The sequence below is a fragment of the Tateyamaria armeniaca genome, assembly GCF_045797845.1.
In the GTDB taxonomy this organism is placed as follows: Bacteria; Pseudomonadota; Alphaproteobacteria; order Rhodobacterales; family Rhodobacteraceae; genus Tateyamaria; species Tateyamaria armeniaca.
Window position 1 is genome coordinate 3243851 of the sequence record NZ_JBHDIY010000002.1, and the last position, 24530, is coordinate 3268380.

At 61.9% G+C, this 24530-nt stretch carries 23 protein-coding genes, 3 tRNA genes and 1 pseudogene; 8 read left to right on the forward strand and 19 right to left on the reverse strand.

Annotation, left to right across the window (positions count from 1 at the left end):
- Positions 1 to 112 precede the first annotated feature (112 nt).
- From ACERZ8_RS16510 to ACERZ8_RS16520, 3 genes are all read left to right on the forward strand, one after another.
- On the forward strand, positions 113 to 400 hold the full coding sequence (locus ACERZ8_RS16510; RefSeq protein WP_407593243.1) for a hypothetical protein: 288 nt from the start codon (positions 113 to 115) through the stop codon (positions 398 to 400).
- 113 nt (positions 401 to 513) lie between these two features.
- Positions 514 to 1668: an aromatic ring-hydroxylating oxygenase subunit alpha gene (locus ACERZ8_RS16515; protein ID WP_407593244.1), complete on the forward strand. Its 1155-nt coding sequence runs from the start codon at positions 514 to 516 to the stop codon at positions 1666 to 1668.
- Positions 1665 to 1883 carry a hypothetical protein gene (locus tag ACERZ8_RS16520; RefSeq protein WP_407593245.1) on the forward strand — a complete coding sequence of 73 codons (219 nt, stop codon included), beginning with the start codon at positions 1665 to 1667 and terminating at the stop codon, positions 1881 to 1883. Before ACERZ8_RS16515 ends, ACERZ8_RS16520 begins: the two co-directional genes overlap by 4 nt.
- Here ACERZ8_RS16520 and ACERZ8_RS16525 read toward each other — a convergent pair.
- From ACERZ8_RS16525 to ACERZ8_RS16550, 6 genes and pseudogenes are all read right to left on the reverse strand, one after another.
- Positions 1880 to 2668, reverse strand: a complete 789-nt coding sequence (locus ACERZ8_RS16525) for a DUF2189 domain-containing protein (RefSeq protein WP_407593246.1) — start codon at positions 2666 to 2668, stop codon at positions 1880 to 1882. The genes ACERZ8_RS16520 and ACERZ8_RS16525 overlap by 4 nt on opposite strands.
- A gap of 15 nt (positions 2669 to 2683) precedes the next feature.
- The gene (locus ACERZ8_RS16530; RefSeq protein WP_407593247.1) at positions 2684 to 4090 is read right to left on the reverse strand and encodes an amidase; all 1407 of its coding nucleotides are present in this window, start codon (positions 4088 to 4090) and stop codon (positions 2684 to 2686) included.
- Between the two features lie 90 nt (positions 4091 to 4180).
- Positions 4181 to 5305, reverse strand: a complete 1125-nt coding sequence (prfB, locus tag ACERZ8_RS16535) for a peptide chain release factor 2 (protein ID WP_407593248.1) — start codon at positions 5303 to 5305, stop codon at positions 4181 to 4183.
- Positions 5306 to 5445: 140 nt separating this feature from the next.
- Positions 5446 to 7956 (reverse strand): penicillin-binding protein 1A, encoded by a 2511-nt coding sequence (locus tag ACERZ8_RS16540; protein WP_407593249.1) that lies wholly within the window; start codon positions 7954 to 7956, stop codon positions 5446 to 5448.
- A 108-nt stretch (positions 7957 to 8064) separates the two neighbouring features.
- Positions 8065 to 9274, reverse strand: a pseudogene (locus ACERZ8_RS16545) (N-acetylmuramoyl-L-alanine amidase).
- Positions 9275 to 9331: 57 nt separating this feature from the next.
- Positions 9332 to 10477, reverse strand: coding sequence for a pyridoxal phosphate-dependent aminotransferase (locus ACERZ8_RS16550; RefSeq protein ID WP_407593250.1), 1146 nt, complete (start codon positions 10475 to 10477; stop codon positions 9332 to 9334).
- A 22-nt stretch (positions 10478 to 10499) separates the two neighbouring features.
- On the opposite strand from ACERZ8_RS16550, the gene ACERZ8_RS16555 reads away from it, so the two are divergent.
- Positions 10500 to 11834 (forward strand): M48 family metalloprotease, encoded by a 1335-nt coding sequence (locus ACERZ8_RS16555; RefSeq protein ID WP_407593251.1) that lies wholly within the window; start codon positions 10500 to 10502, stop codon positions 11832 to 11834.
- Between the two features lie 3 nt (positions 11835 to 11837).
- The gene (locus ACERZ8_RS16560) at positions 11838 to 12584 is read left to right on the forward strand and encodes a DsbA family protein (protein WP_407593252.1); all 747 of its coding nucleotides are present in this window, start codon (positions 11838 to 11840) and stop codon (positions 12582 to 12584) included.
- Between the two features lie 2 nt (positions 12585 to 12586).
- Here ACERZ8_RS16560 and ACERZ8_RS16565 read toward each other — a convergent pair whose 3' ends face one another.
- The 4 genes from ACERZ8_RS16565 to hemA all read right to left on the reverse strand — a co-directional run bounded on the left by ACERZ8_RS16565 (position 12587) and on the right by hemA (position 16744).
- Positions 12587 to 12922 carry a hypothetical protein gene (locus tag ACERZ8_RS16565; protein WP_407593253.1) on the reverse strand — a complete coding sequence of 112 codons (336 nt, stop codon included), beginning with the start codon at positions 12920 to 12922 and terminating at the stop codon, positions 12587 to 12589.
- 64 nt (positions 12923 to 12986) lie between these two features.
- Positions 12987 to 14120, reverse strand: coding sequence for a flavodoxin-dependent (E)-4-hydroxy-3-methylbut-2-enyl-diphosphate synthase (gene ispG, locus ACERZ8_RS16570; protein ID WP_407593254.1), 1134 nt, complete (start codon positions 14118 to 14120; stop codon positions 12987 to 12989).
- An 88-nt stretch (positions 14121 to 14208) separates the two neighbouring features.
- A complete protein-coding gene (locus ACERZ8_RS16575; RefSeq protein ID WP_407593255.1) occupies positions 14209 to 15408 on the reverse strand; it encodes a helix-turn-helix domain-containing protein in 1200 nt (399 codons plus the stop codon).
- 112 nt (positions 15409 to 15520) lie between these two features.
- On the reverse strand, positions 15521 to 16744 hold the full coding sequence (hemA, locus tag ACERZ8_RS16580; RefSeq protein WP_407593256.1) for a 5-aminolevulinate synthase: 1224 nt from the start codon (positions 16742 to 16744) through the stop codon (positions 15521 to 15523).
- Positions 16745 to 16990: 246 nt separating this feature from the next.
- Between hemA and ACERZ8_RS16585 the strand changes: the two genes are divergently transcribed.
- Both ACERZ8_RS16585 and ACERZ8_RS16590 read left to right on the forward strand, forming a co-directional pair.
- A complete protein-coding gene (locus ACERZ8_RS16585; RefSeq protein ID WP_407593257.1) occupies positions 16991 to 18361 on the forward strand; it encodes a M20/M25/M40 family metallo-hydrolase in 1371 nt (456 codons plus the stop codon).
- A gap of 89 nt (positions 18362 to 18450) precedes the next feature.
- Positions 18451 to 19308, forward strand: coding sequence for an alpha/beta fold hydrolase (locus tag ACERZ8_RS16590; RefSeq protein WP_407593258.1), 858 nt, complete (start codon positions 18451 to 18453; stop codon positions 19306 to 19308).
- Between the two features lie 60 nt (positions 19309 to 19368).
- Here ACERZ8_RS16590 and ACERZ8_RS16595 read toward each other — a convergent pair.
- The 7 genes from ACERZ8_RS16595 to ACERZ8_RS16625 form a co-directional block, all read right to left on the reverse strand.
- A tRNA-Asp gene (locus ACERZ8_RS16595) sits at positions 19369 to 19445 on the reverse strand.
- 137 nt (positions 19446 to 19582) lie between these two features.
- Positions 19583 to 20521, reverse strand: coding sequence for a pirin family protein (locus ACERZ8_RS16600; RefSeq protein ID WP_407593260.1), 939 nt, complete (start codon positions 20519 to 20521; stop codon positions 19583 to 19585).
- Between the two features lie 93 nt (positions 20522 to 20614).
- Positions 20615 to 20866, reverse strand: a complete 252-nt coding sequence (locus ACERZ8_RS16605) for a hypothetical protein (protein WP_407593261.1) — start codon at positions 20864 to 20866, stop codon at positions 20615 to 20617.
- A 95-nt stretch (positions 20867 to 20961) separates the two neighbouring features.
- A complete protein-coding gene (locus ACERZ8_RS16610; protein ID WP_407593263.1) occupies positions 20962 to 21672 on the reverse strand; it encodes a LuxR family transcriptional regulator in 711 nt (236 codons plus the stop codon).
- Positions 21673 to 21837: 165 nt separating this feature from the next.
- Positions 21838 to 21913, reverse strand: a tRNA-Val gene (locus ACERZ8_RS16615).
- A 35-nt stretch (positions 21914 to 21948) separates the two neighbouring features.
- Positions 21949 to 22530, reverse strand: a complete 582-nt coding sequence (locus tag ACERZ8_RS16620) for a histidine phosphatase family protein (RefSeq protein WP_407593264.1) — start codon at positions 22528 to 22530, stop codon at positions 21949 to 21951.
- Positions 22531 to 22539: 9 nt separating this feature from the next.
- A complete protein-coding gene (locus ACERZ8_RS16625; protein ID WP_407593265.1) occupies positions 22540 to 23340 on the reverse strand; it encodes a LysR family transcriptional regulator in 801 nt (266 codons plus the stop codon).
- An 86-nt stretch (positions 23341 to 23426) separates the two neighbouring features.
- Here ACERZ8_RS16625 and ACERZ8_RS16630 point away from each other — a divergent pair, with 86 nt between their 5' ends.
- A complete protein-coding gene (locus ACERZ8_RS16630) occupies positions 23427 to 23717 on the forward strand; it encodes a YciI family protein (protein ID WP_407593266.1) in 291 nt (96 codons plus the stop codon).
- A 131-nt stretch (positions 23718 to 23848) separates the two neighbouring features.
- On the opposite strand, the gene ACERZ8_RS16635 is transcribed toward ACERZ8_RS16630, so the two are convergent.
- Together ACERZ8_RS16635 and ACERZ8_RS16640 are read right to left on the reverse strand one after the other, a co-directional pair.
- A tRNA-Val gene (locus ACERZ8_RS16635) sits at positions 23849 to 23923 on the reverse strand.
- A 61-nt stretch (positions 23924 to 23984) separates the two neighbouring features.
- Positions 23985 to 24431, reverse strand: a complete 447-nt coding sequence (locus tag ACERZ8_RS16640) for an HU family DNA-binding protein (RefSeq protein WP_407593267.1) — start codon at positions 24429 to 24431, stop codon at positions 23985 to 23987.
- Positions 24432 to 24530: the final 99 nt, after the last annotated feature.

A 24530-nucleotide genomic window follows, 5' to 3' on the forward strand; every position in this document is an offset into this window, starting at 1 on the left:
AAATAGGTTTGATAGGGCAAGACCAACTTTGGGTGGAATAATGATCGGTATAGTACTGTGGAGAGATTCAGCTGATCAGAAGGCTGTCATCTGGTGCGAGGATCAAGGTGATTTGGCCTATCTGTCAGGTGGTAAGAACGTCGCTGTTGCCGACGTCTTTTTCGAGGTTGGCGATGTCGTTGAATTTGACGTGCAGACATCGCGCAATATGCGCCTTGCACTGAACCCGCGTCGGGTCGAACAAAGAAACTCAGGCACAACACTCACGGACGGCTTGCGTTCTGTTCCGGTGATGCAGGATCACATCGTTACCAACACGGCCAAGGTCATTCCCTTCCGTGTTGATCACGGCCCGCGCGTCGCTGCCGCCAAGACAGAGCAGCACAAACTGCACGGCTGAGCCCTTCGCGACCCTTTGCGGTGTCGGGGATGGAAAAGTCTGGTCGAAAACGCACATGTGTCCGTGTGCCCTCTCGCTATGCTGGTTGAAACAGCATTCGGGAGGCATTTGTCATGCAACACACAGATCTGAGCGCGGTGCGCCAACCGATCACCTCGGCCCGTGGCCTGCCCAATGCGCATTACATTGACGAAAAGGTCTTTGAAGAAGAACGCGCCGCCCTGCTGATGTCGGGCTGGTCCGGTCTGGCCGTCAGCGCGGATGTTCCCGAGCCCGGCGATGCCCTGCCCCTTACCTTTCTCGACATGCCCCTGTTGCTGGTGCGGGATCGTGCCGGTCAGGTCCGGGTTTTTCACAACATCTGCCGGCACCGTGGCATGATCCTTGTCGACGCACCGCGCAAGATCGAAGGGGCCATTCGCTGCCCCTATCACAGTTGGTGCTATTCGACCGAAGGCCGCCTTGTGTCGACCCCCCATGTGGGTGGTCCGGGTCAAAACACCGCCGATGGCATTGATCGCGACCTGCTGGGCCTGATCGAAGTGCGCAGTCACATCTGGCTTGGTGTTGTGTGGATCAACCTGTCGGGCGATGCCCCCGCTTTTGAAGAGGCCAATGCCGATCTGCTGGCGCGCTGGTCCGAGTTTGACAAACCCCTTTATCACGGCGGTGCGGACAGCACATTTCAGTTGGCGGTGAACTGCAACTGGAAGCTGGCGGTCGAGAATTACTGCGAAAGCTATCACCTGCCCTGGGTCCATCCGGGCCTGAACAGCTACTCCCGTCTGGAAGATCATTACCACATCGAACAGCCCGGGTGTTTCTCCGGTCAGGGCACGCTTGTTTACCGCCAGTTGACGGGTGCGGATGGCGCAACCTTTCCCGATTTCGAGGGGCTGAGCGACAAGTGGGACACTGCGTCGGAATACATCACCGCCTATCCCAACGTGCTGCTGGGTGTGCACCGCGATCATGCGTTCGCCATCATCCTTACCCCGCAAAGCCCCGGCAAAACGGTCGAGCATGTGCATCTGTTTTACGCCCGCCCCGACACCGATCCGGATTTGCGCGCAAAAAATACCGCGCAGTGGAAAACCGTGTTCGAGGAAGACATCTTTGTCGTTGAGGGCATGCAGCGCGGGCGTCATGCGCCGGGATTTGATGGCGGGCGCTTTTCCCCGGCGATGGATGGGCCGACCCATCTGTTCCACGACTGGGTGGCCGGGCGTGTCGCCGCGCATCGCGCACAGGCTCAGGCGGCACAATGACCGATCTGGATGCGCGGCTGCTGGCTGCGCATGCGGCAGGCGACCGCGCCGTCCTTGTCACCTTGTACCAGTGGGCAGCAGATGCGGCGGAAACTGACACGGCGCGCGGGTTCTACCTGACCCATGCCCATGTTTTTGCAATGGAAATCGATCATCCCGACACCGCATGCCTGCGTGCGGCACTGATCGACATGGGCCGCGAAACCCCGCTTTAGCGTGCGCCTGCCGCCATCTGTGCATAAACGTGCCACGACGCATGGCCCAGCCATGGCAGGATCACCAGCAAGCCCAGCAGCCCTGGCAGCATCGCCAGAGCCAGCAACACCACGATCACGAACGCCCAGGTGATCATCTCGCGCGGATGGCGGCGGACATGGCCGACGCTGGTCAGGATCGCCGTCATGTAATCCACCTCGCGCGCCAGCAGCAGCGGCAGGCCCAGCACGCACATCGCAAAAAACAGGAAGGCGAACAGCCCACCCACGACAGTGCCAAGCGCCATCATCATCAATCCGTCCTGGCTCAGAAACACATCCAGCGATGTGGTGACGTTGACCATCGGCTTCAGTCCCAGAAACAGCGCAAAGATCATGTGTCCGAGGAAGAACCAGAACAACAGCCCCACCACCATCAACATCGACAGCCACGGGATCTGCCGTCCCCGTTCGATCCGCAGACGGTGCAGGACGGCCCCCAGCGACGCGGGTTCCCCCGCCCCGATCCGGCGCGACACTTCATATGTGCCAAGGGCGCACAGGGGGGCCACCAGCGGAAAGCCGAAGACGGCGAGGATCAGCCAGAATGTGTGCCCGGCCCACAGGGTCAGGCCCAGCAATGTCCAACCGGCCAGCACGGCCGCAGCCCCCGCGATCAGGCCAAAACCCGGGCGCGCCCGGAAATCATCCCAGCCCATGCGCAGCGCGCGGGCCACGAACCCGTCGGGCGGCGCATGAAACGGTGGCACGCCTGCGGGCAGGTCGGGATAAGGGTTGGTTTGCATCCTCGAAAGTCCCCCTCAGAAAATTGGTGGCCTGCGCCCGGGCCAGTCGGTGGCCTGATGCCACGCCTCGGCCAGCCTCAGCAGCCTTGCGTCACTGCCACGCGGCCCAATCAGTTGCAGCCCCATGGGCAGATCGTGCGGACCGCCAAAGCCTGCGGGCACGCAGACCGCTGGCAACCCGATCAGGCTGGCGGGCACCACCACCTCCATCCATCTATGATACGTGTCCATGCCCTGCCCCGCAATCTCGGGCGGGAAATCGAGGGTCACGTCAAAGGGCCACATCTGCGCGCTTGGCAGGGCAAGCACGTCGTAGTGGTCAAACAACGCCACCGCCGTCTTAAACCAGTCCGACCGGATGACGCTGGCGCGGTGCACATCCATGGCCGACAGGGCGAGACCCCGTTCGATTTCCCAGAGTGCCGTGTCTTTCAGCTGGTCCCGTTGCGCGGGATCGGCATGCAGTGGTGCGAGCCCGCCAGCCACGGACCAGCTGCGCAGGGTGATCCATGCCTCCCACAAGGCATCGCGCAAAAATGGTGCAGCCAGCGGCCCGACCCTGACGCCAAGATCGCCCATCTGTTCAAGGGCCGTGCCACACAGATCCAGCACCCCCGGCTCCATCGCGAGGCTGCCGCCCCAATCCCCCAGCCAGCCGATGCGCATACCCTCAGCCCCGCCTTCGATCTGGGGCAGGCTTGGGGCCTGTGCGACCCCGTGCGGCTGGCGCGGATCAGGCCCCGCCATCGTGTCCAGCACGGCGGCAAGATCGCGCGGGGTGCGCGCCATCGGTCCGTTTGTTGCCAGTTGATGCAGGAAACTGTCGCCCACCGGTTCCGACGGCACCAGCCCCCAACTGGGGCGCATCCCGTAGACGTTGTTCCACCCCGCCGGATTGCGCAGGCTGCCCATCATGTCCGACCCATCGGCAAGTGACACCATCCCGCAAGCCAGCGCCACCCCGGCCCCGCCGGACGATCCCCCGGCGCTGCGATCAGCATCGTAAGGATTGCGCGTTGCCCCGAAGACCGGGTTGATGCTGTGCGAACCCAGCCCGAATTCGGGCGTATTGGTCTTGCCGATGACTATGGCACCTGCGGCGCGCAGGCGGGCGATGTGGATGTCATCCGTTCCGGCAATCGTGCCTGCAAACAGGGGTGACCCCATGGAGGTGGGCAATCCGGCGGCGTTGGCAAGATCCTTGACCGCCAGCGGGATGCCATGCAGCCACCCGGCCTTGGGGGCCGCATCTGCCGCCGCCGCTTCGGCCATCAGGGCGTCTGCGTCTCGCAGGGACACGATGGCATTCACCGTTCCGTTCACCGCGTCGATGCGCGCCAGCGTCGCCGCCATCACGTCCTGAGCCGTGATCTCGCCTGCATCCATGCGTGCCCGCAAGGCCAATGCACCCGCTTCGATCATGTGACGTCCCCCGTTCCTTCCTGCGCAGCGTCAACGCTTTGACGGGCAAGATCAAGGGACGGTCGTTGATGCTGAGGTGTTTCGAAGGGCTTAGTCGCCCTGCGCCTCAGCCCGGCTTTTGCCCGACACATCGAGCGCAAGGGTTGCAGCCATGAACCCATCCAGATCACCGTCCAGCACACCTTTGGTGTCAGAGGTCTCAAAATTGGTCCGCAGGTCTTTGACCATCTGGTAGGGTTGCAGCACGTAGGACCGGATCTGGTTGCCCCAGCCCGCATCGCCCTTGTTCTCATGCATCTCGTTCACGGCGGCGTTGCGGCGATCCAGCTCCATCTGGTAGAGGCGCGATTTCAGCGCTTTCATCGCGATGTCACGGTTCTGGTGCTGGGATTTCTCGGAACTGGTGACGACGATGCCTGTGGGCGCGTGGGTGATGCGCACCGCCGAATCCGTGGTGTTCACGTGCTGCCCGCCCGCCCCGGAGGACCGGTAGGTGTCGATGCGGATGTCGGCCGGGTTCACCTCGATCTCGATATTGTCGTCCACAACCGGATAGACGCCGACGGATGTGAACGATGTGTGCCGCTTGGCAGCAGAATCGAACGGGCTGATGCGCACAAGGCGGTGCACGCCGGATTCGGATTTCAGCCAGCCATAGGCGTTCTGCCCGCTGATCTTGTAAGTGGCGGACTTGATCCCAGCCTCTTCGCCCGCGCTTTCGGACTGCAATTCGACCTTGTAGCCTTTCTTTTCCGCCCAGCGAACGTACATGCGGGCAAGCATCGCGGCCCAGTCGCAGGACTCGGTGCCGCCAGCACCCGAATTGATCTCAAGGAAGGTGTCATTGCCATCGGCCTCGCCGTCCAGCAGCGCTTCCAGTTCCTTTTGGGCGGCGAGTGTGGCCAGCGCCTTCAATGCGGCTTCGGCCTCGGCGACGACTTCGGCGTCCTCTTCCATTTCACCCAGCTCGATCAGCTCGATATTGTCGGCCATGTCCTGGGAAATGCGGCCATGCACCTCCAGCGCGTCAACCAGCATCTGGCGATCGCGCATCAGCTTTTGCGCAGCCTCAGGATTGTCCCACAGGTTGGGGTCCTCGACGCGCGCATTGAATTCCTCAAGACGATGCTGGGCCGTGTCGATGTCCAGACGCTGCGCCAACAGGTCCACCGATTTCTCGATCTCGGCCACGATGTTCTGAATTTCGGCGCGCATCTCTTATCCCTCGTCTCGCAGAGCCACGAGATAGCCCAAGCCCCCGCGCGCCACAAGCATCCTTCATCTCGCCAGAAAAACTCCGGGGGACGCGCGCATGCGCGGGGGCTGGCCCCCTCTGACCTTGCCTGCCTGCGGTGTCAGTAAAGCCCGCCAGAACTCAGCGATCCAAAGCTGGCCTTGGGTCCGACGACCGCCTTGCGCCCGGTCGAGGTGGTCACCTGCCGTCCACCCGCTGCGGCCTCTTCGAACAGCGGCAGGTCAGCACCCATCGCAAATCCGCCATCAAATGCGAGACCAAAGATCGGGTCTTCGCCCTCCCGGAAATACTCGGCTACAACATTGGGGCCACTCGCATCATCACTGAGACGTGCGCCGGTAAAACGGTCGATCTTGATGAAATATCCGCCCGGAGGAACGTCGAACGCACCACCGCCGTATTTCTTGATCGCCTCGCTCATGAAGGCCTGAAAGACCGGGCCGCACATGCCCCCGCCAGAGGCACCGCGCCCAAGGCTGCGAGGCTGGTCATAGCCGATATAGCACCCGGCGGCGATGTTGCTGGAAAAGCCGATGAACCACACGTCCTTGGCGTCATTTGTCGTGCCCGTCTTGCCCGCGATTGGCACAGGCAGGTTCACTGACCGCGACGCGGTTCCGCGCTGCACAACGCCTTCCATCATCGATGTCAGCTGATAGGCCGTGATCGGGTCCATGATCTGTGCGCGGTTGGACACGATGCGCGGGCCAAGGCCCGCATCGAGGCTGGCAAGTTGCGTGCAATCATTGCACGTACGTTCGTCATGGCGATAAACGGTGCGCCCGTAGCGGTCCTGCACCCGGTCCACCAAGGTGGGCTGCACCCGCTCACCGCCATTGGCGAACATCGCATAGGCCGACACCATCTGGTACAACGTCGTTTCCTCGGACCCCAGCGAGTTGGCCAGAAACGGCGACATGTTGTCGTAGACCCCAAACCGCTCGGCATAAGAGGCCACGGTTTCCATTCCCACCTCTTCGGCCAGCCGGATGGTCATCAGGTTGCGCGAACGTTCGATGCCGGTGCGCAAGGGTGTCGGGCCGTAAAACTGGTTGGACGAGTTGCGCGGCCGCCACAGGCCCTGTGGCGTGTTGATCTCGATCGGGGCGTCGACCACGATGGTCGCGGGCGTATAGCCACTGTCGAGTGCGGCCGCATAGACAAATGGCTTGAACGAGGACCCTGGCTGCCGTTTGGCCTGCGTCGCACGGTTGAACACCGAATGCTGATAGCTGAACCCGCCCTGCATCGCGATCACGCGGCCGGTATCGACATCCATCGCGACAAAGCCGCCTTGCGCCTCGGGCACTTGCCGCAGGGTCCAGCGGATGAACGACCTGTCGCTGTCAGCGGTCATTGCGCGCACATGCACGACGTCGCCCACTTCGAAATTGTCGACAAAGCTGCCCTTGACCCACTTGATGTCTTCGCGGGGCACGATTGGTTCCGGTTCACCCTCGACCCAGCCTTCGATGCCAAGGCGCAGCGTCTGATCGCCAACCTCAAGCACCACGGCGGGCCGCCAGACGCCATCCTGATCGATGTCGCGCGCGACCTTGATGCCCGGCAGCACCTCGGCCCAGTTTTCTAGCTGATCCGCTTCGATCTTTTTGCCCGTGCCGCGCCATGTGCCCCGGCCCCGATCATAGGCTTCGAGCTGCTGGCGCAAGGCACGCGCGGCAACAGGCTGCATTTCGGCGTCGATGGTCGCGCGCACCGTGTACCCACCGGTGAAAAATTCGCCCTCGCCAAAGTCCTGGCTGAGCTGGCGCCGGATTTCATCCGTGAAGTAGTCGCGCGGCGGCAAATCACCCTTGAAGCTGTCAAAATCGCCGTTCTGGACCGAGCGCAGCGGCATGTTGCGCTCTTCCTCATATGTCACCTCATCAAGATATCCGTTTTCCATCATCTCCTTGAGGACAAAATTCCGGCGCGCCATGAGCCGGTCCTTGCGCCGCACCGGGTGATAATCCGACGGGGCCTTGGGCAGTGAGGCAAGGAACGCCGCCTCATGCGGGGCCAGTTCATTAAGGTTCTTGTTGAAATAGGTCTGGCTGGCTGCCGCGACCCCATAAGAATTCTGGCCAAGGAAAATCTCGTTCAGGTACAGCTCAAGGATCTTTTCCTTGCTCAGCGCCCCCTCGACCCGGGCGGCGAGGATGATTTCCTTGATCTTGCGTTCGGCCTGACGGTCGCCGGACAGAAGAAAGTTCTTCATCACCTGCTGCGTGATGGTCGAGGCCCCGCGCACATCCGCGCCGCGTGTGCGCACCGCATCATAGGCCGCAGCCCCGATGCCGCGCAGATCGTAGCCCTCGTGGGTGTAGAAATTCTTGTCTTCGGCGCTGATGAAGGCCTGTTTGATCATCGGCGGGATTGTGTCGGCAGGTGCAAACAGGCGGCGTTCCTGCGCGAATTCGTCGATGATCCGCCCCTCGCCTGAATAGATGCGGCTGATCGTGGCGGGCTGGTACTGCGCAAGGCTTTCGTGGCTGGGCAGGTCGCGCCCGTACATCCAGAACACCGCACCGACGGACAGCGCGACCATGGCAATCCCCATGGTGAGTGTCGTGAAAATCCCGCCGAAGAAGGACAAAATGAACCGAAGCATGACCGCTCGCACCTGTATTTGGTAAGGTTGCTTTATGTGGCCATCATAGGCGAGGCGCGCAAGGGCGTCAAAAGCCAACTGGGGCACGATCCCGCCGATGTGAACGCCCTATTGTCGCACCAGAGGCTGGCGCGCGAGGTCACTGTCCCGCCATGCCAGAATGCCTGTGGCCAGCGCCTCGACCATGACCGCGCGCCAGATCGGATCGCGCAGGTTCGCAAGGTCGCGATTGTCCGACAGAAAGCCCACTTCGACCAGCACCGACGGGATGTCCGCGCTTTTGAGCACGGAAAACGATGCCTCGCGCCTAGGCCGCTTGTTCATCGGACCCCCTGCCGCGCCCATGCTGTCAATCAGCGCCGTGGCCAGATCATGCGTGCGCGGCATCGTCTCGACGCGCGCAAGATCCATAAGGACGGAAGCCACCTGATCGTCCGTGCCGCTCAGGTCCACGCCTGCGATGATGTCGGACCGGTCATGCTGCGCCGCCAATTGGGCCGAGGCCGCATCTGACGCCTCATCCGAAAGGGTGTAGACGGTCGCCCCGCGCGCCTGTCCTTCGCTGAGCGAGATCCGCGTGAAGGGACACAAACGCGTCCGCCCCGACCTGATGGGCGAGCGCGACGCGCCCCGTGAGGGACACAAATACATCGCGGTCGCGGGTCAGCACCACCTCGACCCCGCCCGCCCGACGCAGCGCGTCCCGCAAGGCCAGCGCGATGCCCAGCATCAGTTCCTTTTCCGTCGTCGTGTCCCGCACCGCGCCGGGGTCGACACCGCCATGGCCGGGATCAAGCACAAGAACAAAGCTGTCATCGTCGAGGGCGGGCGGCGGAGCGGCGGCCTGCACGGCCCAATCCGGGTTCACGGGCGCACCGGCGCGCGCGGCAAATGCCTCGGGCGCGACAGCCTCAAGCGCAATCTTGAGGGTCGCGCGCCCGGAGGCTGTGTCCACAGGCATTGAAATCTCGACAGGCAGCATCGGTTCGGCCAGATCAGCCACCAACCGGGACCATCCCGGTTTGAACGTGCCAAAGCGCAGGCCAGAGATGCGATCCGTCCCTTCAAGCAGTGCATCGGCGCTCACGCCTGCAAAATCGACCTCGCGAAAATCGGCGACAAGGCGGGCCGGTTCATCGAGCACAAAGACGCGAAATGGCACGCCTTGGCTAAGCGCCAGGGTCAGCGTCGTCCCACCCAGCCAGCCGTCTTCGACTGTGCTGGACTGCATATCGACGCGCGCAAGACCCGACAGGTCCTGCGCCGTGGCTGACACCGCCACGATCCACATCATGAGTGCTGCTAGAACTGCCCGCATCGTTTCCGCCCGCTTTTTTGCCCAGCATAGTCCATGGCACAGCAAACGGGAATCCCCCTATCGGCGCTCACCCATGAATTCCGTCAGACGGCGCAGCCCTTCGGCGATATCTTCGGTTTTGCGGGCATAGGAAAAGCGCAACGTGGTGTGGCCGCGCACCGGATCAAAGTCGAGTCCGGGCGTCACCGCAACCCCGGCCTGTTCCAGTATCTCGGCCGCAAAGGCACGGGAATCTGTCGTGATATCAGACACATCCGCATAGACGTAAAAGGCCCCATCAGGTGGCGCGATACGCGCAAACCCGGCCTTGGGCAACCCATCCAGCATCAGCGCGCGATTGGCGCGGTAGACATCCATGTTCGCGTGCAATTCGTCGGTCGCATCCATCGCGGCAAGGGCGGCCACCTGGGACGCATGCGGCGCGCAAATGAACATGTTCTGGGCGATCCGCTCAACGACGCGCACATGATCCTCGGGCACGACCATCCAGCCGACGCGCCAGCCGGTCATGGAGAAATACTTGGAAAACGAGTTGATCACGTAGACATCGTCACTGATCTCAAGCGCGCTGACCGCCTTGGCCTCATATTCGATGCCGTGGTAAATTTCGTCACTGATAAAGCTGGTGCCAGCGTCCGCGCAGGCCCCGATCAGCGCGGACATGGATGCGTGATCCAGCATCGTACCTGTGGGATTGGCGGGCGAAGCGACTAGCAGCCCCGCAAGGTCCATCCCGGCAAAATCCGCAGGCACCGGTTGCAGGCGGTTTGCGTCGGCAGTCGGAAGATCGACGGCCTCGAACCCAAGCCCGCGCAGGATCTGGCGGTAACTCGGATAGCCTGGCGCGCCGATCCCAACACGATCCCCGCTGTCAAAAAGGGCGTTGAAGGCAAGGATGAAACCGCCCGAAGCGCCAGAGGTCACGATCACGCGGTCGGGGTTCAGATCGACATTGTACCATTCTCCATAAAGACGCGCGATGCGGGCGCGCAGCGCGGGCAACCCAAGGGCGACCGTATAGCCCAGCGGCCCCGCCGCCATCGCTTCACTCAATGCGCGGATCGCCGCTTGTGGGGCGCCTGTGCCCGGCTGGCCGACTTCCATGTGGATAATATGGCGGCCCGCTGCTTCGGCCGCGCGTGCCGCCTCCATGACATCCATCACGATAAAGGGATCGACGTCACTGCGTCTTGAGGTTCGCATGGGCTCTCCTATGATCAGCGCCATGACCTTTCATCCTGTCGCGCGGCTCGCGTCAATCATGATCCTGACATTCGCGCTGGCGTTGCCTGCGCGGGCGGTGTCGCTGTTGCGCGATGCCGATCTGGAATACGCACTGGCCCAGGTGGCCACGCCTGTGCTGAAGGCGGCGGGGCTGAGCGCGTCGCGCACCAAGATTCTGGTTGTCGATGACGGCACATTGAATGCGTTCGTGATCGGCAATGATGCGATCTATATCCATTCGGGCCTGATCGGGCGGATGGAAAATGCCGCCATGTTGCAGGCGGTGATCGCGCACGAGGCCGCCCACATCGCAAACGGCCATATCACGCGGCGCATGACCAATATGGGCAATGCGCGCACCGCTGCGGGCCTTGGCATGGCGCTGGCCGTGATTGCGGCGGCCGCGGGTGGCGGCGAAGCGGCAGGCGCGATTGCCGTCGGCACCCAAAGTGCGGCAATGCGCGCCTTTCTCACCCACACCCGGGCCGAGGAAAGCTCGGCAGATCAGTCCGGCGCGCGGTACTTGCGCAGCGCGGGCATCCCGTTGTCGGGCATGCTGGACGTGTTTCGCCTGTTTCGCGGGCAGGAAGTGTTGTCGGCAGCCCGGCAGGACCCTTACGTGCGTTCCCACCCGCTCAGCCGCGACCGCCTGCGTGCCATCGAAGGCTATGCAGCGGCCTATGGCGACCTCAGATCGGCAGATTCGGGCAAATGGGAGTATTGGTTTGCGCGCGCCAAGGGCAAGCTGACCGCCTATCAGCGCCGCCCAAGCTGGACGCTCAACCGGCTGGGCGAGTCAGGCTATGCAGATGTTGCCCTGATGCGCGAGGCGATGGCCCGCCACCAGAATTCACAGACCCGCCGGGCGCTCGCCGCCATCGACAAGGCCATCGCCATGCGGCCAAGCGATCCGTTCTATTACGACCTCAAGGGCCAGATCCTGATGGAAACACGCCAGTTCGCCGCAGCAGCCAACGCCCATGGGCGCGCGGTGCAATTGCGCCCGCGTGACGGGCTGTTGCAGGCCGGATACGGGCGCGCCCTTCTGGCCAGCGGCAATGTGAACGCCGCCCTGCCCGCGCTGGAACGCGCCCGCTCCATCGACTTTCGCGACGGCTCCATGCTGCGCGATCTGTCGGTCGCGTACGCGCGCACCGGCAACAAAGGCATGGCGTCGCTGGTCACAGCAGAGCGCTATGCGCTGCGTGGCAGTCTTGAAGATGCCGGAATTCACGCCAAACGCGCCACGGGCCTGCTCCCCGAAGGCTCTGGCCCTTGGCAACGGGCGCATGATGTGCTCCTTGCCTCAGAACGTGCTGCAAAGAGAAAGAGATAGCCCATGTTTCGCACCCTCGCCGCCACCAGTGTTATGGCCCTCAGCCTCGCCCTGCCTGCGCACGCCCTTGATTTGAGCGCGATGACAGACGAAGAACGCGCGATTTTTCGTGAAGAAGTCCGCGCTTACCTCATGGACAATCCGCAAGTGATCATGGACGCGGTTGCCGTTCTGGAACAGCGCGAACAGGCCGCACAAGCGCAAGCCGATCAGAGCCTTGTGAGCGACAATGCGGACGAGATTTTCAACGACGGCTACAGCTTTGTCGGGGGCAACCCGGACGGGGATATCACGCTGGTCGAATTCCTCGACTATCGCTGCGGGTATTGCAAACGCGCCCATGGTGAAGTGGCCAAGCTGCTGGAAACAGACGGAAACATCCGCCTTGTGGTCAAGGAGTTCCCGATCCTGGGTGAACAGTCCCTCCTGGCCTCGCGCTTTGCCGTGGCCGCCAAGCAGATCGCGGGCGACGAGGCCTACAAAGCGCTGAACGACGCGCTGATGGCGATGAATTCAGACGTGAACATCCGCGCGCTCAAACGCATGGCATCGACCTTTGGTCTGGACGCCGACGCGATCGAGGCCCGCATGGACAGCGAAGAGGTCACGGACGAAATCCGCCGCACCCGCGCGCTGGCCCAACGCCTGCAGATCACCGGGACACCCACATTCGTGCTGCAGGACGAATTGCTGCGCGGCTATCTGCCTTACGATCAGATGCAGGCGCTGGTTGACGAAAAACGCGGCTAGGGTCACGGCCCGATATCGCGGCCATGCGCGTGATACTGTGCCAACGCCGCGTCCCAATCGGGCGGCACTTCGGCTTCGTACCCGTACACCCGGCCTGTCGCAAAACTGGAAAACCGGCGCATCGCATATGCATGTCGCGCCGAGCGCAGGTAGGCCAGCATATCCGCGCGGCTGTCCCAGACGGTCAATGTGTGATGCACCCGGCCAATCCGCCTGACGGCGGAATGGATGTTGCCTTTGGCGTTTTGCGCGTCTTTGAATGTTGGCACGGCATGGCGCCAGAACACGGGCATAAGCCACCAGCGTTTGACGCGCAGGCCGGTGATGGACACATACATCAGACAAGGCCCCGTGCGGTCATACCGACAAGCCTGGCCTGTGACGATGCACGTGTTCGCGACATCATTCGGCGGCTTGAACGTCCGTCGCTGCAGCCGCGTCAATCTCCGCCGCCTTCTTCTCGACCTGCTCGACGATATGCTCAACCATCTCGTCGTTGTTCAGCTTGTGGCTTTGCTTGCCCGCCAGATAGACCATGCCGTGCCCAGCCCCGCCGCCGGTGAAACCAACATCCGTCATCAGCGCCTCGCCGGGGCCATTGACCACGCAGCCGATGATCGACAGCGACATGGGCGTCTTGATATGGGCCAGCCGCTCTTCCAGCGTCTCCACCGTCTTGATCACGTTGAAGCCTTGGCGCGCGCAGGACGGGCACGAGATGATGTTCACACCGCGATGGCGCAGGCCGAGCGATTTCAGGATCTCATATCCCACTTTCACCTCTTCGACCGGGTCGGCGGACAGGGACACGCGGATCGTGTCGCCGATGCCCATCCACAACAGTTGGCCAAGGCCGATGGCGGATTTGATCGTGCCCGAGGTCAGCCCACCCGCCTCGGTTATCCCGAGGTGAATGGGCGCATCCGTGGCATCGGCAAGCTGCTGGTAGGCAGCGGCGGCCATGAACACGTCTGATGCTTTGCAGCTGATCTTGAACTCGTGAAAATCGTTGTCCTGCAATATCTTGATGTGGTCGAGACCGGATTCCACCATCGCATCCGGGGTCGGCTCGCCATATTTGTCGAGCAGGTGTTTTTCGAGGGACCCGGCATTCACGCCGATGCGGATCGAACAGTTGTGATCGCGCGCGGCCTTGATGACCTCTTTCACCCGTTTTTCGTCACCGATATTGCCCGGGTTGATGCGCAGGCAGGCGGCACCCGCCTCTGCCGCTTCGATCCCGCGTTTGTAATGAAAATGGATGTCCGCGACCAAGGGAACCGGGCTCTGGCGCACGATTTCTTTCATTGCCTTGGCGCTGTCCACATCCGGAACCGAGACGCGCACGATATCCGCCCCCGCCTCTGCCGCCGCCTGCACCTGGGCAATCGTCGCCTTGGCATCCGTGGTCAGGGTGTTGGTCATCGTCTGAACGGTAATCGGTGCATCGCCCCCGACCGGCACATTGCCCACCATGATCTGACGGCTTTTGCGGCGATAGATGTTGCGCCACGGGCGGATGTGATTGAGTGACATGTCAGCGGCCTTTGGGACGGAGGGCGTTGTCAACCAAGATAGACATCTGCACAGCGCCCGGCAATGGCCGCCACGTGGCTTAGGTCAGTTATTCGGAAGGTTGGGACACCGCGGCGGCCCTGGCCTCGGCATAGCGCACAAGGCCTTCGTCCGTGGACACTTCGACCGGCAAGTAGGTTTCCTGCAAGCCTGCGATCTCAAGGGGCAGGTTTGAGGTCACGGAGCCGGTTTCACCCACGGGGCCGTAGAATTTGTCGTTCATCGCAAAGTAGATCGCGCCACTTTCGCCAGTGCGCAATGTGGGCGGTTCTTCGGTCAGCGGCGCTTCCCATGTGTCGCCTGCCTGCATCGTCGCCTCGAAGATGACGGTCCCGTCGGCGGCGCGGACGCGCACCCATGACGGGCGGACCGCAACCATGGTCAGGGCCGGCGTTGGCGCTTCGACAACTTGCGGAATCGAGGCACCGACAAAGGGGCTGGTGTCGACCACACCGGCGATCTGCGGTCTGTCGGGCTGCGGTTCCGCGAACGTGCCCACATCACGCAGATCAAGGGTCGCGATAGGGGCGTCGCGCGCCACAAGCACAGGAACATCCAGGGCTTGCGGGCGGTAAAGGCGGTCCAGCACATCCGCGCGTGGCGTTTCGATGTCAGGGCCAAGCACCGATTCGACGGGTGCGGCACCATTCAGCGGATCAAGATCGGACAGCACGACCGGCGTCTGATCAACCGGCGCAACCTGAACGCGCTGCACTTCCTGCAGGATCGAATAGCCGCCGTATCCAAGCCCACCGATCAGGGCGAGCAGCACAAAGGTCGACCCGATGGCGCGCGGTTCGATACGCGACCACATGGCCTCACCCGCCGGAACAAACGGTGTCGCAGGCGCGGAGAATATGTCGCCCGCCGGGCGGCGGCTCATCCGCTCTTCGCGGCTGGATTTCTTGACCACTGACGCCTTAGCATCCATGCCATGTGCGACGGCAAACCCGCTTTCGTCGCAGAACGCCGCAAAGGCGCGGTCCGGGTCCATGTTCAGATAGCGAGCATAGGATCGCACATATCCGGCGATGAAACCGGGCGTGTCAAAGGCGTCGGGATCACAGGATTCGATGGCTGCGATGTAGCTGGCCTTGATCCTCAGTTCGCGTTGCACATCGAGCAGGGATTTGCCCATCGTGGCGCGTTCGCCGCGCATGATATCGCCAAGGCGCAACTCGAAATCGTCAAAACCTTTCGGCTCTGCGTTTTCTGTGTTTTCAGTGATGACGGATTTGCGCCCGATCATGCTGCTGCCCCAAAATTTGTCGTGTTGAACGAACCTGTCCCCTCGATTCGTCTCACGCCTGTTGTTTAACACAGTTTAACACATGGCAACGGCAATTGCGAATATTGATGAACTATCCAACACTCTCGGCGCGATTCAGCGCACAATGTGACCACAGCTCATCCATCGCCTGAACAAGCGTGTCCATCTCTTTTGGACCATGCACAGGCGACGGAGTAAACCGCAGCCGCTCTGTCCCGCGCGGCACCGTCGGAAAGTTGATCGGCTGCACGTAAATACCGTGGTTTTCCAGCAGCATATCGCTCAGAATCTTGGTGTGTACAGGGTTGCCGACCATGACTGGCACGATGTGGCTGCCATGGTCGATAATGGGCAATCCCATCCCCTTGAGACGCAGTTTGAGCGCCTTGGCCTGTGCCTGGTGGTCCGCACGCAGATTTTCGGCCGTTTTCAGGAATGCGACAGAGGCAGCAGCCCCGGCGGCCACAGCCGGTGGCAATGAGGTAGTAAAGATGAAGCCCGGCGCATAAGACCTTATCGCGTCACACATTTTTTCGGATGCGGCAATGTATCCGCCCATCACGCCATAGGCTTTGGCCAGCGTGCCATTGATGATATCGATCCGGTCCATAAGCCCGTCACGTTCGGCCACACCGGCCCCGCGCGGGCCGTACATGCCAACGGCGTGCACCTCGTCAATATAGGTTAACGCGCCGTACGCGTCGGCAAGGTCACAAATCTCTTTAATGGGCCCGAAATCGCCGTCCATCGAATAGATCGATTCAAAGGCGATCACCTTTGGCGCATCCGGATCGTCCGCCGCCATCAGTTCGCGCAGGTGTTCAACGTCGTTGTGACGGAACACGCGCTTGGCACCGCCATTGCGGCGCACCCCTTCGATCATCGAGGCGTGGTTCAGCGCATCGGAATAAATAATGAGGCCTGGAAACAGCTTGGGCAGCGTACTTAAAGTCGCGTCATTGGCGATATAGGCACTGGTGAACAAAAGGGCCGCTTCCTTGGCGTGCAGATCGGCAAGTTCCGCCTCAAGACGCTTGTGATAGACCGTGGTGCCCGAGATGTTGCGCGTCCCACCCGACCCTGCTCCGGTGGCGTCAATCGCCTCGTGCATGGCCTGCAGAACAATCGGGTTCTGACCCATGCCCAGATAGTCATTGCCGCACCAGACGGTGATGGGCGCGCGGCGTCCATCCGGACGCGTCCAAACGGCATGTGGAAACTGGCCCTTCTGACGCTCAATATCGATGAACGTCCGGTAACGTCCCTCATCGTGAAGGCGTTGCAGGGCGTCGTCCAATTTGGCTGTGTAATCCACAGGAAAGGCTCCATCTTGGTCTTGGGTCGTCATGACGCGAACGCGCGCCACCCATTTCTTAGAATGGATATAGACTGCGATATGCACCTTCAATGCTAATCAAACGCGCGTCATGTCGCAGGTCCGTTATTCCTGACCCCCATGTCCCATGCAGGTGCGGTGGCGGCATTGACCCAAATCAAATCGCGCCTCTGGACACCGCGGTCTGCCCGGCTACTCTCGGCCCATCATCCAACAGGAGCCGCCATGACCCTCGACGCCGTCCTCGCCCGCATCGATGCCGATCTGCCGCAAGCCACAGACCGCCTTCTGGACCTGCTGCGCATCCCCTCCATCTCCACTGATCCTGCATTCAAGGCCGATTGCGACACCGCCGCCGACTGGTTGGTGGCCGATCTGCAAAGCCTTGGAATCAAGGCGGAAAAGCGGCCCACGCCCGGACATCCGATGGTTGTGGGGCACGTAGACGGCGACGGGCCGCACCTGCTGTTTTACGGCCACTATGATGTGCAACCCGTGGACCCGCTTGAGCTCTGGGACCGCGATCCGTTCGACCCCGAAGTGCAGGACACAGCGTCAGGCAAAGTCATTCGCGGGCGCGGATCGTCAGATGACAAGGGCCAGCTGATGACCTTTGTCGAAGCGTGCCGCGCGTGGAAGGCCGAACATGGCAGCCTGCCCTGTCGCATCACCTTCTTTTTCGAGGGCGAGGAAGAATCCGGCTCCCCCTCGCTGGTTCCCTTCATGAAAGAGAACGCGGAAGAGCTGAAATCCGACCTCGCCCTGATCTGCGACACCGGCCTGTTCGAATCCCGCGTGCCTGCCATCGTGACCATGCTGCGCGGACTGCTGGGCGAGGAAATCACGATCACCGCACCGGACAAGGATTTGCATTCGGGCATGTATGGCGGTGTCGCGATGAACCCGATCCGCGTGCTGACCCGTATTCTGGCCTCGCTGCATGATGACGAGGGGCGCATCACCGTGCCCGGTTTCTATGATGGTGTTCCTGAACTGCCGGACGAAATTCGCCAGCAATGGCAGGGGCTTGCCTTTGATCACGCCAAGTTCCTTGGGGATGTGGACCTGTCAGTACCCGCAGGCGAAACCGACCGCACCCCGATCGAGATGATCTGGTCGCGCCCCACCTGCGAAGTGAACGGCATCTGGGGTGGCTATACTGGCGCGGGCTTCAAGACGGTGCTGCCAAGCAAAGCAAGTGCCAAGGTGTCTTTTCGCCTTGTTGGCGATCAGGACCCTCATGTGATCCGCGACAACTTTCGCAAAATGGTGCAGGATGCCTTGCCCGCCGATTGCAAAGTCAGCTTTTCAGAACATGGCGCAGGCCCGGCCTCGATCACCGAAACGAGCGACCCGGCCTTTGAAAAGGCGCGCGTTGCCCTGAGTGACGAGTGGCAGATTCCGGCGGCCTATGTGGGCTGCGGCGGTTCGATCCCCATTGCGGGCTATTTCCAGAATATCCTCGGCACAACGCCGATGCTGGTCGGGTTCGGGCGTGATGATGACCAAATCCACTCGCCCAACGAAAAATATGATCTGGAAAGCTTTCACAAGGGCATCCGCAGCTGGGCGCGTATTCTCGATGCACTGACCTAGAGGGAGCGTCGCCCCCCTTTCTCTGATTTGAAAAACCCTGGGGGGTGTGAGCGCTGGCCCCCACCCGACACCAGCCATGAAAGACACCGATGGCCCAGTTCACTACACCTGACGGCATCACGATTGCATATGATCAAACAGGCAGCGGTCCGCCTGTTCTGTTGTTGCACGGCTTTCCCCAAACCCGCGCAATGTGGCACGCTATTGCGCCAGTGTTGGCACGCGACTTCACCGTGATCACCGCCGATCTACGCGGCTATGGCGACAGTACCAAACCGTCCGGAATGGAGGACATGAGCTTTCGCGCAATGGCCCGCGATCAGGTCACGCTGATGCAACATCTGGGGTTTGGTCAGTTTCACCTTGTGGGCCACGACCGTGGGGGACGGACGGCCCATCGCCTTGCCCTCGACCATCACACGGCCTTGCTGTCCCTGACGCTCATGGACATTGTGCCCACCCATCTGCTGCTTGATGATCTGAGCAAGGAGGTTGCGCGCGCCTATTATCACTGGTTCTTCCTGGCCCAACCTGCGCCCTTTCCCGAAACGCTGATCGGGCATGACCCGGATGCCTATTTCGAGTCCTGCCTTGCGGGTTGGGGCGGCGGGATGGACGGGTTTGCAGCGGATGCGCTGGCCGCCTACCGCGCGGCGTGGCGCAAACCCGACTGCATCGCATCGATGTGCAACGACTATCGCGCGGCCATTGATGTGGATTTTGGCCTTGATGCAGCCGATCTTGGGCGGTGCATCGACACACCTGCCCTTGTCCTTTTTGGCGCAGACGGGGTCATGGGGCGCGCCTATGATGTGCCCGCCACCTGGGGCGCGCGCTTGTCCAATATGCAAAGCGCTGCGCTGCCCGGCGGGCATTTCTTTCCCGACACGCATCCCAAAGAGACGGCAGAGGCGTTGCACCGCTTTCTCACCAGCATCACCGCTTGAACACCGACGCATACATGAAAAAACCGCCCCTCGTGAAAGGGGCGGTTTTTGTCGCAGCAGTGGCGCGGTTGACGGGGCTCGAACCCGCGACCCCCGGCGTGACAGGCCGGTACTCTAACCAACTGAGCTACAACCGCCCGCTGCGTTCTGGCGTATTATGGCGCGGGCCCGTCCTCGTCAAGCAGGGTTTTACGCCAAATGTGCGATTTCCTGTGATTGCGCCAGAGCGCCCGACATCTGTGCGTTAAGCGGCTGCGCAAATTGCCCTCGGACCCTAGCGATCCGGCAGCGGAATGAACTCATCCTCATCGCCCGGTGGCAATCTGAACCGCCCATGCGCCCAGTCGCCTGCGCGCCACGCCTCTTTGGCGGCCTCAATGCGTTCCTTGGACGAGGCCACGAAATTCCACCAGATGTGGCGCGATCCTTCGAGCGTGGCACCGCCCAGCATCATCAGGCGCGCCCCTGCATCCCCCGCCGTCACTGATATTGAATCACCGGGGCGGAACACCATCATCTGCCCCGCCTCGTACGGTTCGCCCGCGACGGTGATCGACCCGTCCACCACGTAAATCCCGCGATCTTCATGGTTGTCGGGCAAGGGGATCGAGGCCCCCGCCTCAAGCACCGCATCTGCATAAAACATCTCGGAAAAAGTCTGGACCGGCGCGCGTTCGCCCCAGGCATCGCCAAGGATCAGGCGCACCTCTTTGCCCTCGCCCTGCAGAAACGGCAGATCGGCCTTGGCGGCATGCTGGAAATCCGCCGGATCGTCCTCTGCATCCTTGGGCAGCGCGACCCATGTCTGGATGCCGAACAGGTTGTGCGGCTTGGCCCGGATCTCGCCATCGGTGCGTTCGGAATGGGTGATGCCATGCCCCGCGACCATCCAGTTCACCGCCCCCGGTTCGATCCACTGATCGGTGCCCAGAGAATCGCGGTGATGGATCTTGCCCTTGTAGAGATACGTGACCGTGGCCAGACCGATATGGGGATGCGGGCGCACGTCGATACCGGTACCCGTTACAAACTCGGCCGGGCCCATCTGGTCGAAAAAGATGAACGGGCCCACCATCTGGCGTTTTGGCGCGGGCAAGGCGCGGCGCACCTCAAAACCGCCCAGATCGCGCGCACGCGGTACAATCACGGTTTCAATGGCATCCACCGCATCGCCTTTGGGGCAATCGGGATCAAGGGCTGGGTTCCAACTCATCTCGGGGCTCCGGGGTCTGGCTGTTTCGGGAACAGCCTAGAGCAGGAGACCGGGAACGCAAACCGGTGTCTGCGCGCGCGCTGTGCGCAAATGTCAGCGCTTGCGCGCGGTCACCCGCAACTCAGCCGCCGTGCGCTCAAGGTCCGCGGCCAGCAGGATCAGGCGGGCCACGTGGCGGGGTTCTTCCATGCGGGCCAGCTCGTAGGCGGCGTATTCCAGCACTTCGGACGCCGCGGCAAGCGCGGCACTGGTGCGAAAGGCGCGGGGCATATCGTTGAGATGATCGATCAGGGACTGGATGCGACCTTCGAGATAGGCGTCGCGGTTGGAAACAACATCGGACATGATAAGGCTACTTTTCATTGCAAAAGATGCGCCAGACCTACCCGGCGCGCCTGTGCAGCGTCATGTCACGTGCTTACGTGACACCGCGGGATGGCTCACGGCACGATCAGCCCTGCGCCCACCCCTTGTATGGCCGCCGTGGTCCGGTCCGCCACGCCCAGCTTGACAAAGATGCGCCGCACCAGCGTGTCGACGGTGTGTGGAGACAGCTCAAGAATGTCGGCGATGATGGCGTTCGACTTGCCCCGCGCGATCCAGCGCAGGATTTGCCGCTCACGCGGAGACAGCCCGCCCCGTGGCGTCTCGGGCGGGTTCAGTTCGCAATACTTCATGTGACCGGCCTGCGCGATGATCTGAAAGTCGAGCACAAGCGCGGGCGATGGCATGTCCTGCGGGCGCGCCACCCCAAGCCCGACATAACCATTGCGCAGACCTGGCCCAAAGACCTGAAAGGCAAATCCCTCGCCCACACCGGCATCGTGCATTGTGATCAAGTAGGCCTTTTGTTCAGGCGACAGCCGCATCAGGTGCCCGACATCCGACCACTCGAACGGACGCGTCACACTTTGGGCCAACTCGGTGATCGGATCGACCAGAAACAGTTTCCGTTCGATGTACTGACACACCCAATCGCGCGAAAATCCGTCGGTATTGACCGTCACACTCTGAGGGGCCTGCAGATCGGCGGATAGGTGGTGATAGCTGACCTTGTCGATCCCGTGGGCGTGATAATAGTCGAGCATCAGCTGCCACAGGGCCATGCTGCTGGTCTGCTCCTGAATGTCGCTCACAACGGATAACGTCATTGGCCCCACACACTTGACCGAGCCACCCTAGCACAGTTCCACGCGCGCATTCGGGAAATTGAACAGGCTTTCGTTTGGTGTTGCGCCGGAACACTATTGGAGGCGGACGACGGTCGGGCCAACCGCTAAGCACAACATCAAATGGAGGGCGAGCCAGTCAAGCAATGGTGGGTCGTGAGAGGCTCGAACTCCCGACATCTTCGGTGTAAACGAAGCGCTCTACCAACTGAGCTAACGACCCGCTGCGCGTCTCTTAGCGCAAGGCAATGCCCAGCTTCAAGCCCCTTCGGACAGGCAGGTCTGAACACCGCCCGAAAGGTGGTAAACGATGCCCTGCCCGCCCGGCAATTCAGTAAATGCAGCCGGTTCGAGGCCAAGGGCATGACAGCGCAACATGCGCGAGGTGATGCCGTGGGTGACAATGACGCTCGGGCCGGTCAGGTCATCTAGGAACGCGCCGGTGCGCTCATACAGGGCCGCGATCCCCTCTCCCCCCGGGGCGTGATCATACCAGTTCAAATCCATTTCCGTTTCAAACAGATGCGGTGCGGCGGCGACGATGTCGCGGCGATGCAGACCGGTCCATTCCCCCATGGTGATCTCGCTCAGTCGCGGATCGGTGCGCAGGTCTTCGGCGCGCTCCCCCATCGCAATCCGTGCAGTTACGGCCGAGCGCCCTTGCGGGCTGGTCCATGCCTGCCAGCCGTCGATGCCAAAGCGGGTCAAGATCCGCTGTTGCGCACTGGCCTGCGCGCGCCCCGTGGCCGTCAGGGGGCTGTCCATCTCGCCCTGCATGCGGCCAGCCAGATTCCATTCGGTTTCGCCGTGGCGCAGGATCAATAGGTCAGGATAGGTCATGGCCACCGCTTACGAGCACAGGTGGCGCACCACAAGAGGCAGAAAGCCACGCGTAATCGCCGCAACGCCCGCACTTTTGCCGGTGCGTGGGTGGGTCAGCACCCAAAGGGGCCGCGTGCGCGGCGCAGTGTCATTCTGCGTAAGTGGCCCTGACAGACAGCGCGGCACCCATGCCTGCCCCAGCCCGGCCCGCACCGCCGCGACAACGGCGCCCTGATCAGACAGGCGCGTTGCAGGCGCATCCGATCCCCAGCCCGCCTGTGGCAGATGCGCCATCTCGGGCACGTAGCCGACCCAGTGCGGCCCCTGCCCGGCCAGCACAAAGGGCACATCGCACAGTTTGCGAATGACGACGTCGCCATGGGCTTCGGGCCGGGCAAAGCGCAGGGCGATATCGGCCTCTCCGTGCATCAGGCTCAGACTGTCGTGACGGCCCAGAACGGACAGGGACAGGTCCGGCACCTGATCCCGCCATTGCGCCCACAGCGGAATGATCGCCGCCTCGACAAGCCAGGGCACAACTGTGAGACGGACCTGCCCCCTTGGCCCATGCGGTTGCTCAAGTGCGGCGCTCGCTTGCGCGGCGGCGTCCATCATGTCGCTGACATAGCGCAACAATGTCGCGCCCTCTTCGGTCAACCCGGCGTTCAGGCCACGCCACAACACATGGCCCGTTTCAGCCTCAAGCCGCCGCATCCGCCGCGCAATCGTGGTCTCATGCTGATCCAGCGCCTGGGCCGCACCTGCGAAACTGCCCGCCTTGGCCACCGCGTGAAACATGCGCAGATCGTCCCAGTTCTGATTCTGCATTTTTGCAACTCAGCCCTGCATGGCTGTCCATATATCCTGCGTTAGCGCAACGGTATCACTGCCCCACACAAAAACAAGGAGATCACATGCCCTACCTCATTCTGTTTCAGGACGCGCCCGGCCATGATCACATTCGCGGTGAAAAGATGCCCGATCATCTGGCCTTTTTGTCCGATCACGCGGGCGCAATCCGTGCGGCGGGGCCATTGTTTGACGGTGACGCGGGCGCTGGCGGCGCGTGGCTGGTGGACGTGGAGGACGCAGACGCAGCCTGGCAATTGATCAAGACCGACCCCTTCTGGCCAACCGGATTGCGGCAATCCGTTCAGGTGCTGCGCTGGCATCAGGTGTTTGCGGACGGTCAGGTAGTGCGCTGACGGCCAACCAATCAGCTTTCGCCGGGAACAAGAGATTTGAATTCCTGACCCAGACTGGCTGCGCAGCAGACGGGCGTCGGTCAGGCAGTCCGCTCAGCGCGACTTCGCAATCAAATCAAACTGAGGGGCTATGGTGGGTGATAAGAGATTTGAACTCCTGACATCTTCGATGTGAACGAAGCGCTCTACCACTGAGCTAATCACCCAAAGCCCGGGCGTCTTAGCCGCCCCGGCGGGCGCTGGCAAGAGGTACAGCGCCCGAAAATTTCATTCTGCCGCTGTAGGCGGGGCCGCCGTGTCGCCCATGTCCTTTGGATCGGGATTGGCGTCTTCGCTTGGCAAATCCTGTGATTGACGGATCCGGGCGATCATCACCTTGCCGTTTGGCTTCTTCTTTTCGCGGTTTACCTTGATCTTGCCCATGGGCTGCAGGTTCAACTCGCGACTGTCTTGCAATGCAGCCCCCAGCACCGCCAGCGTCGCCTCGACAATCGGTTTGACGTCCTTCTTTTTCATCCCCGATTTGGCGACGACGGCATTGACCAGTTCGGGTTTGCGCATCATCGGCCCTAGCACCACCGCCTTGGGCGGGTCAACCACCGTGGCGGGCGCGGCAGGTTCGGGAGTGGGCGCGGATTTTGCCTTGGCTGGCGTGCTTTTGCGCCGGGTCGTGGTGGATTTGGGTTTGCTTGTCTTACCAGTCGAAGATGCCATGACGTGCCTCGTTATTTTTCTATCCCCCCCGCTTACGGAATTTCTGGTTAAAAATCTATGTCATTGCGTGTCGGTTGAGAGTTTGGGCGACGAACGCAA

Excerpts from the sequence above, each read along its gene's own strand:
- ACERZ8_RS16515 (WP_407593244.1), top strand. The coding sequence starts at position 514 with ATGCAACACACAGATCTGAGCGCGGTGCGCCAACCGATCACCTCGGCC.
- ACERZ8_RS16520 (WP_407593245.1), top strand. The coding sequence starts at position 1,665 with ATGACCGATCTGGATGCGCGGCTGCTGGCTGCGCATGCGGCAGGCGAC.
- ACERZ8_RS16525 (WP_407593246.1), bottom strand. The coding sequence starts at position 2,668 with ATGCAAACCAACCCTTATCCCGACCTGCCCGCAGGCGTGCCACCGTTT.
- ACERZ8_RS16530 (WP_407593247.1), bottom strand. The coding sequence starts at position 4,090 with ATGATCGAAGCGGGTGCATTGGCCTTGCGGGCACGCATGGATGCAGGC.
- prfB (WP_407593248.1), bottom strand. The coding sequence starts at position 5,305 with ATGCGCGCCGAAATTCAGAACATCGTGGCCGAGATCGAGAAATCGGTG.
- ACERZ8_RS16540 (WP_407593249.1), bottom strand. The coding sequence starts at position 7,956 with ATGCTTCGGTTCATTTTGTCCTTCTTCGGCGGGATTTTCACGACACTC.
- ACERZ8_RS16550 (WP_407593250.1), bottom strand. The coding sequence starts at position 10,477 with ATGCGAACCTCAAGACGCAGTGACGTCGATCCCTTTATCGTGATGGAT.
- ACERZ8_RS16555 (WP_407593251.1), top strand. The coding sequence starts at position 10,500 with ATGACCTTTCATCCTGTCGCGCGGCTCGCGTCAATCATGATCCTGACA.
- ACERZ8_RS16560 (WP_407593252.1), top strand. The coding sequence starts at position 11,838 with ATGTTTCGCACCCTCGCCGCCACCAGTGTTATGGCCCTCAGCCTCGCC.
- ACERZ8_RS16565 (WP_407593253.1), bottom strand. The coding sequence starts at position 12,922 with ATGTATGTGTCCATCACCGGCCTGCGCGTCAAACGCTGGTGGCTTATG.
- ispG (WP_407593254.1), bottom strand. The coding sequence starts at position 14,120 with ATGTCACTCAATCACATCCGCCCGTGGCGCAACATCTATCGCCGCAAA.
- ACERZ8_RS16575 (WP_407593255.1), bottom strand. The coding sequence starts at position 15,408 with ATGATCGGGCGCAAATCCGTCATCACTGAAAACACAGAAAACGCAGAG.
- ACERZ8_RS16585 (WP_407593257.1), top strand. The coding sequence starts at position 16,991 with ATGACCCTCGACGCCGTCCTCGCCCGCATCGATGCCGATCTGCCGCAA.
- ACERZ8_RS16590 (WP_407593258.1), top strand. The coding sequence starts at position 18,451 with ATGGCCCAGTTCACTACACCTGACGGCATCACGATTGCATATGATCAA.
- ACERZ8_RS16600 (WP_407593260.1), bottom strand. The coding sequence starts at position 20,521 with ATGAGTTGGAACCCAGCCCTTGATCCCGATTGCCCCAAAGGCGATGCG.
- ACERZ8_RS16605 (WP_407593261.1), bottom strand. The coding sequence starts at position 20,866 with ATGTCCGATGTTGTTTCCAACCGCGACGCCTATCTCGAAGGTCGCATC.
- ACERZ8_RS16610 (WP_407593263.1), bottom strand. The coding sequence starts at position 21,672 with ATGACGTTATCCGTTGTGAGCGACATTCAGGAGCAGACCAGCAGCATG.
- ACERZ8_RS16620 (WP_407593264.1), bottom strand. The coding sequence starts at position 22,530 with ATGACCTATCCTGACCTATTGATCCTGCGCCACGGCGAAACCGAATGG.
- ACERZ8_RS16625 (WP_407593265.1), bottom strand. The coding sequence starts at position 23,340 with ATGCAGAATCAGAACTGGGACGATCTGCGCATGTTTCACGCGGTGGCC.
- ACERZ8_RS16630 (WP_407593266.1), top strand. The coding sequence starts at position 23,427 with ATGCCCTACCTCATTCTGTTTCAGGACGCGCCCGGCCATGATCACATT.
- ACERZ8_RS16640 (WP_407593267.1), bottom strand. The coding sequence starts at position 24,431 with ATGGCATCTTCGACTGGTAAGACAAGCAAACCCAAATCCACCACGACC.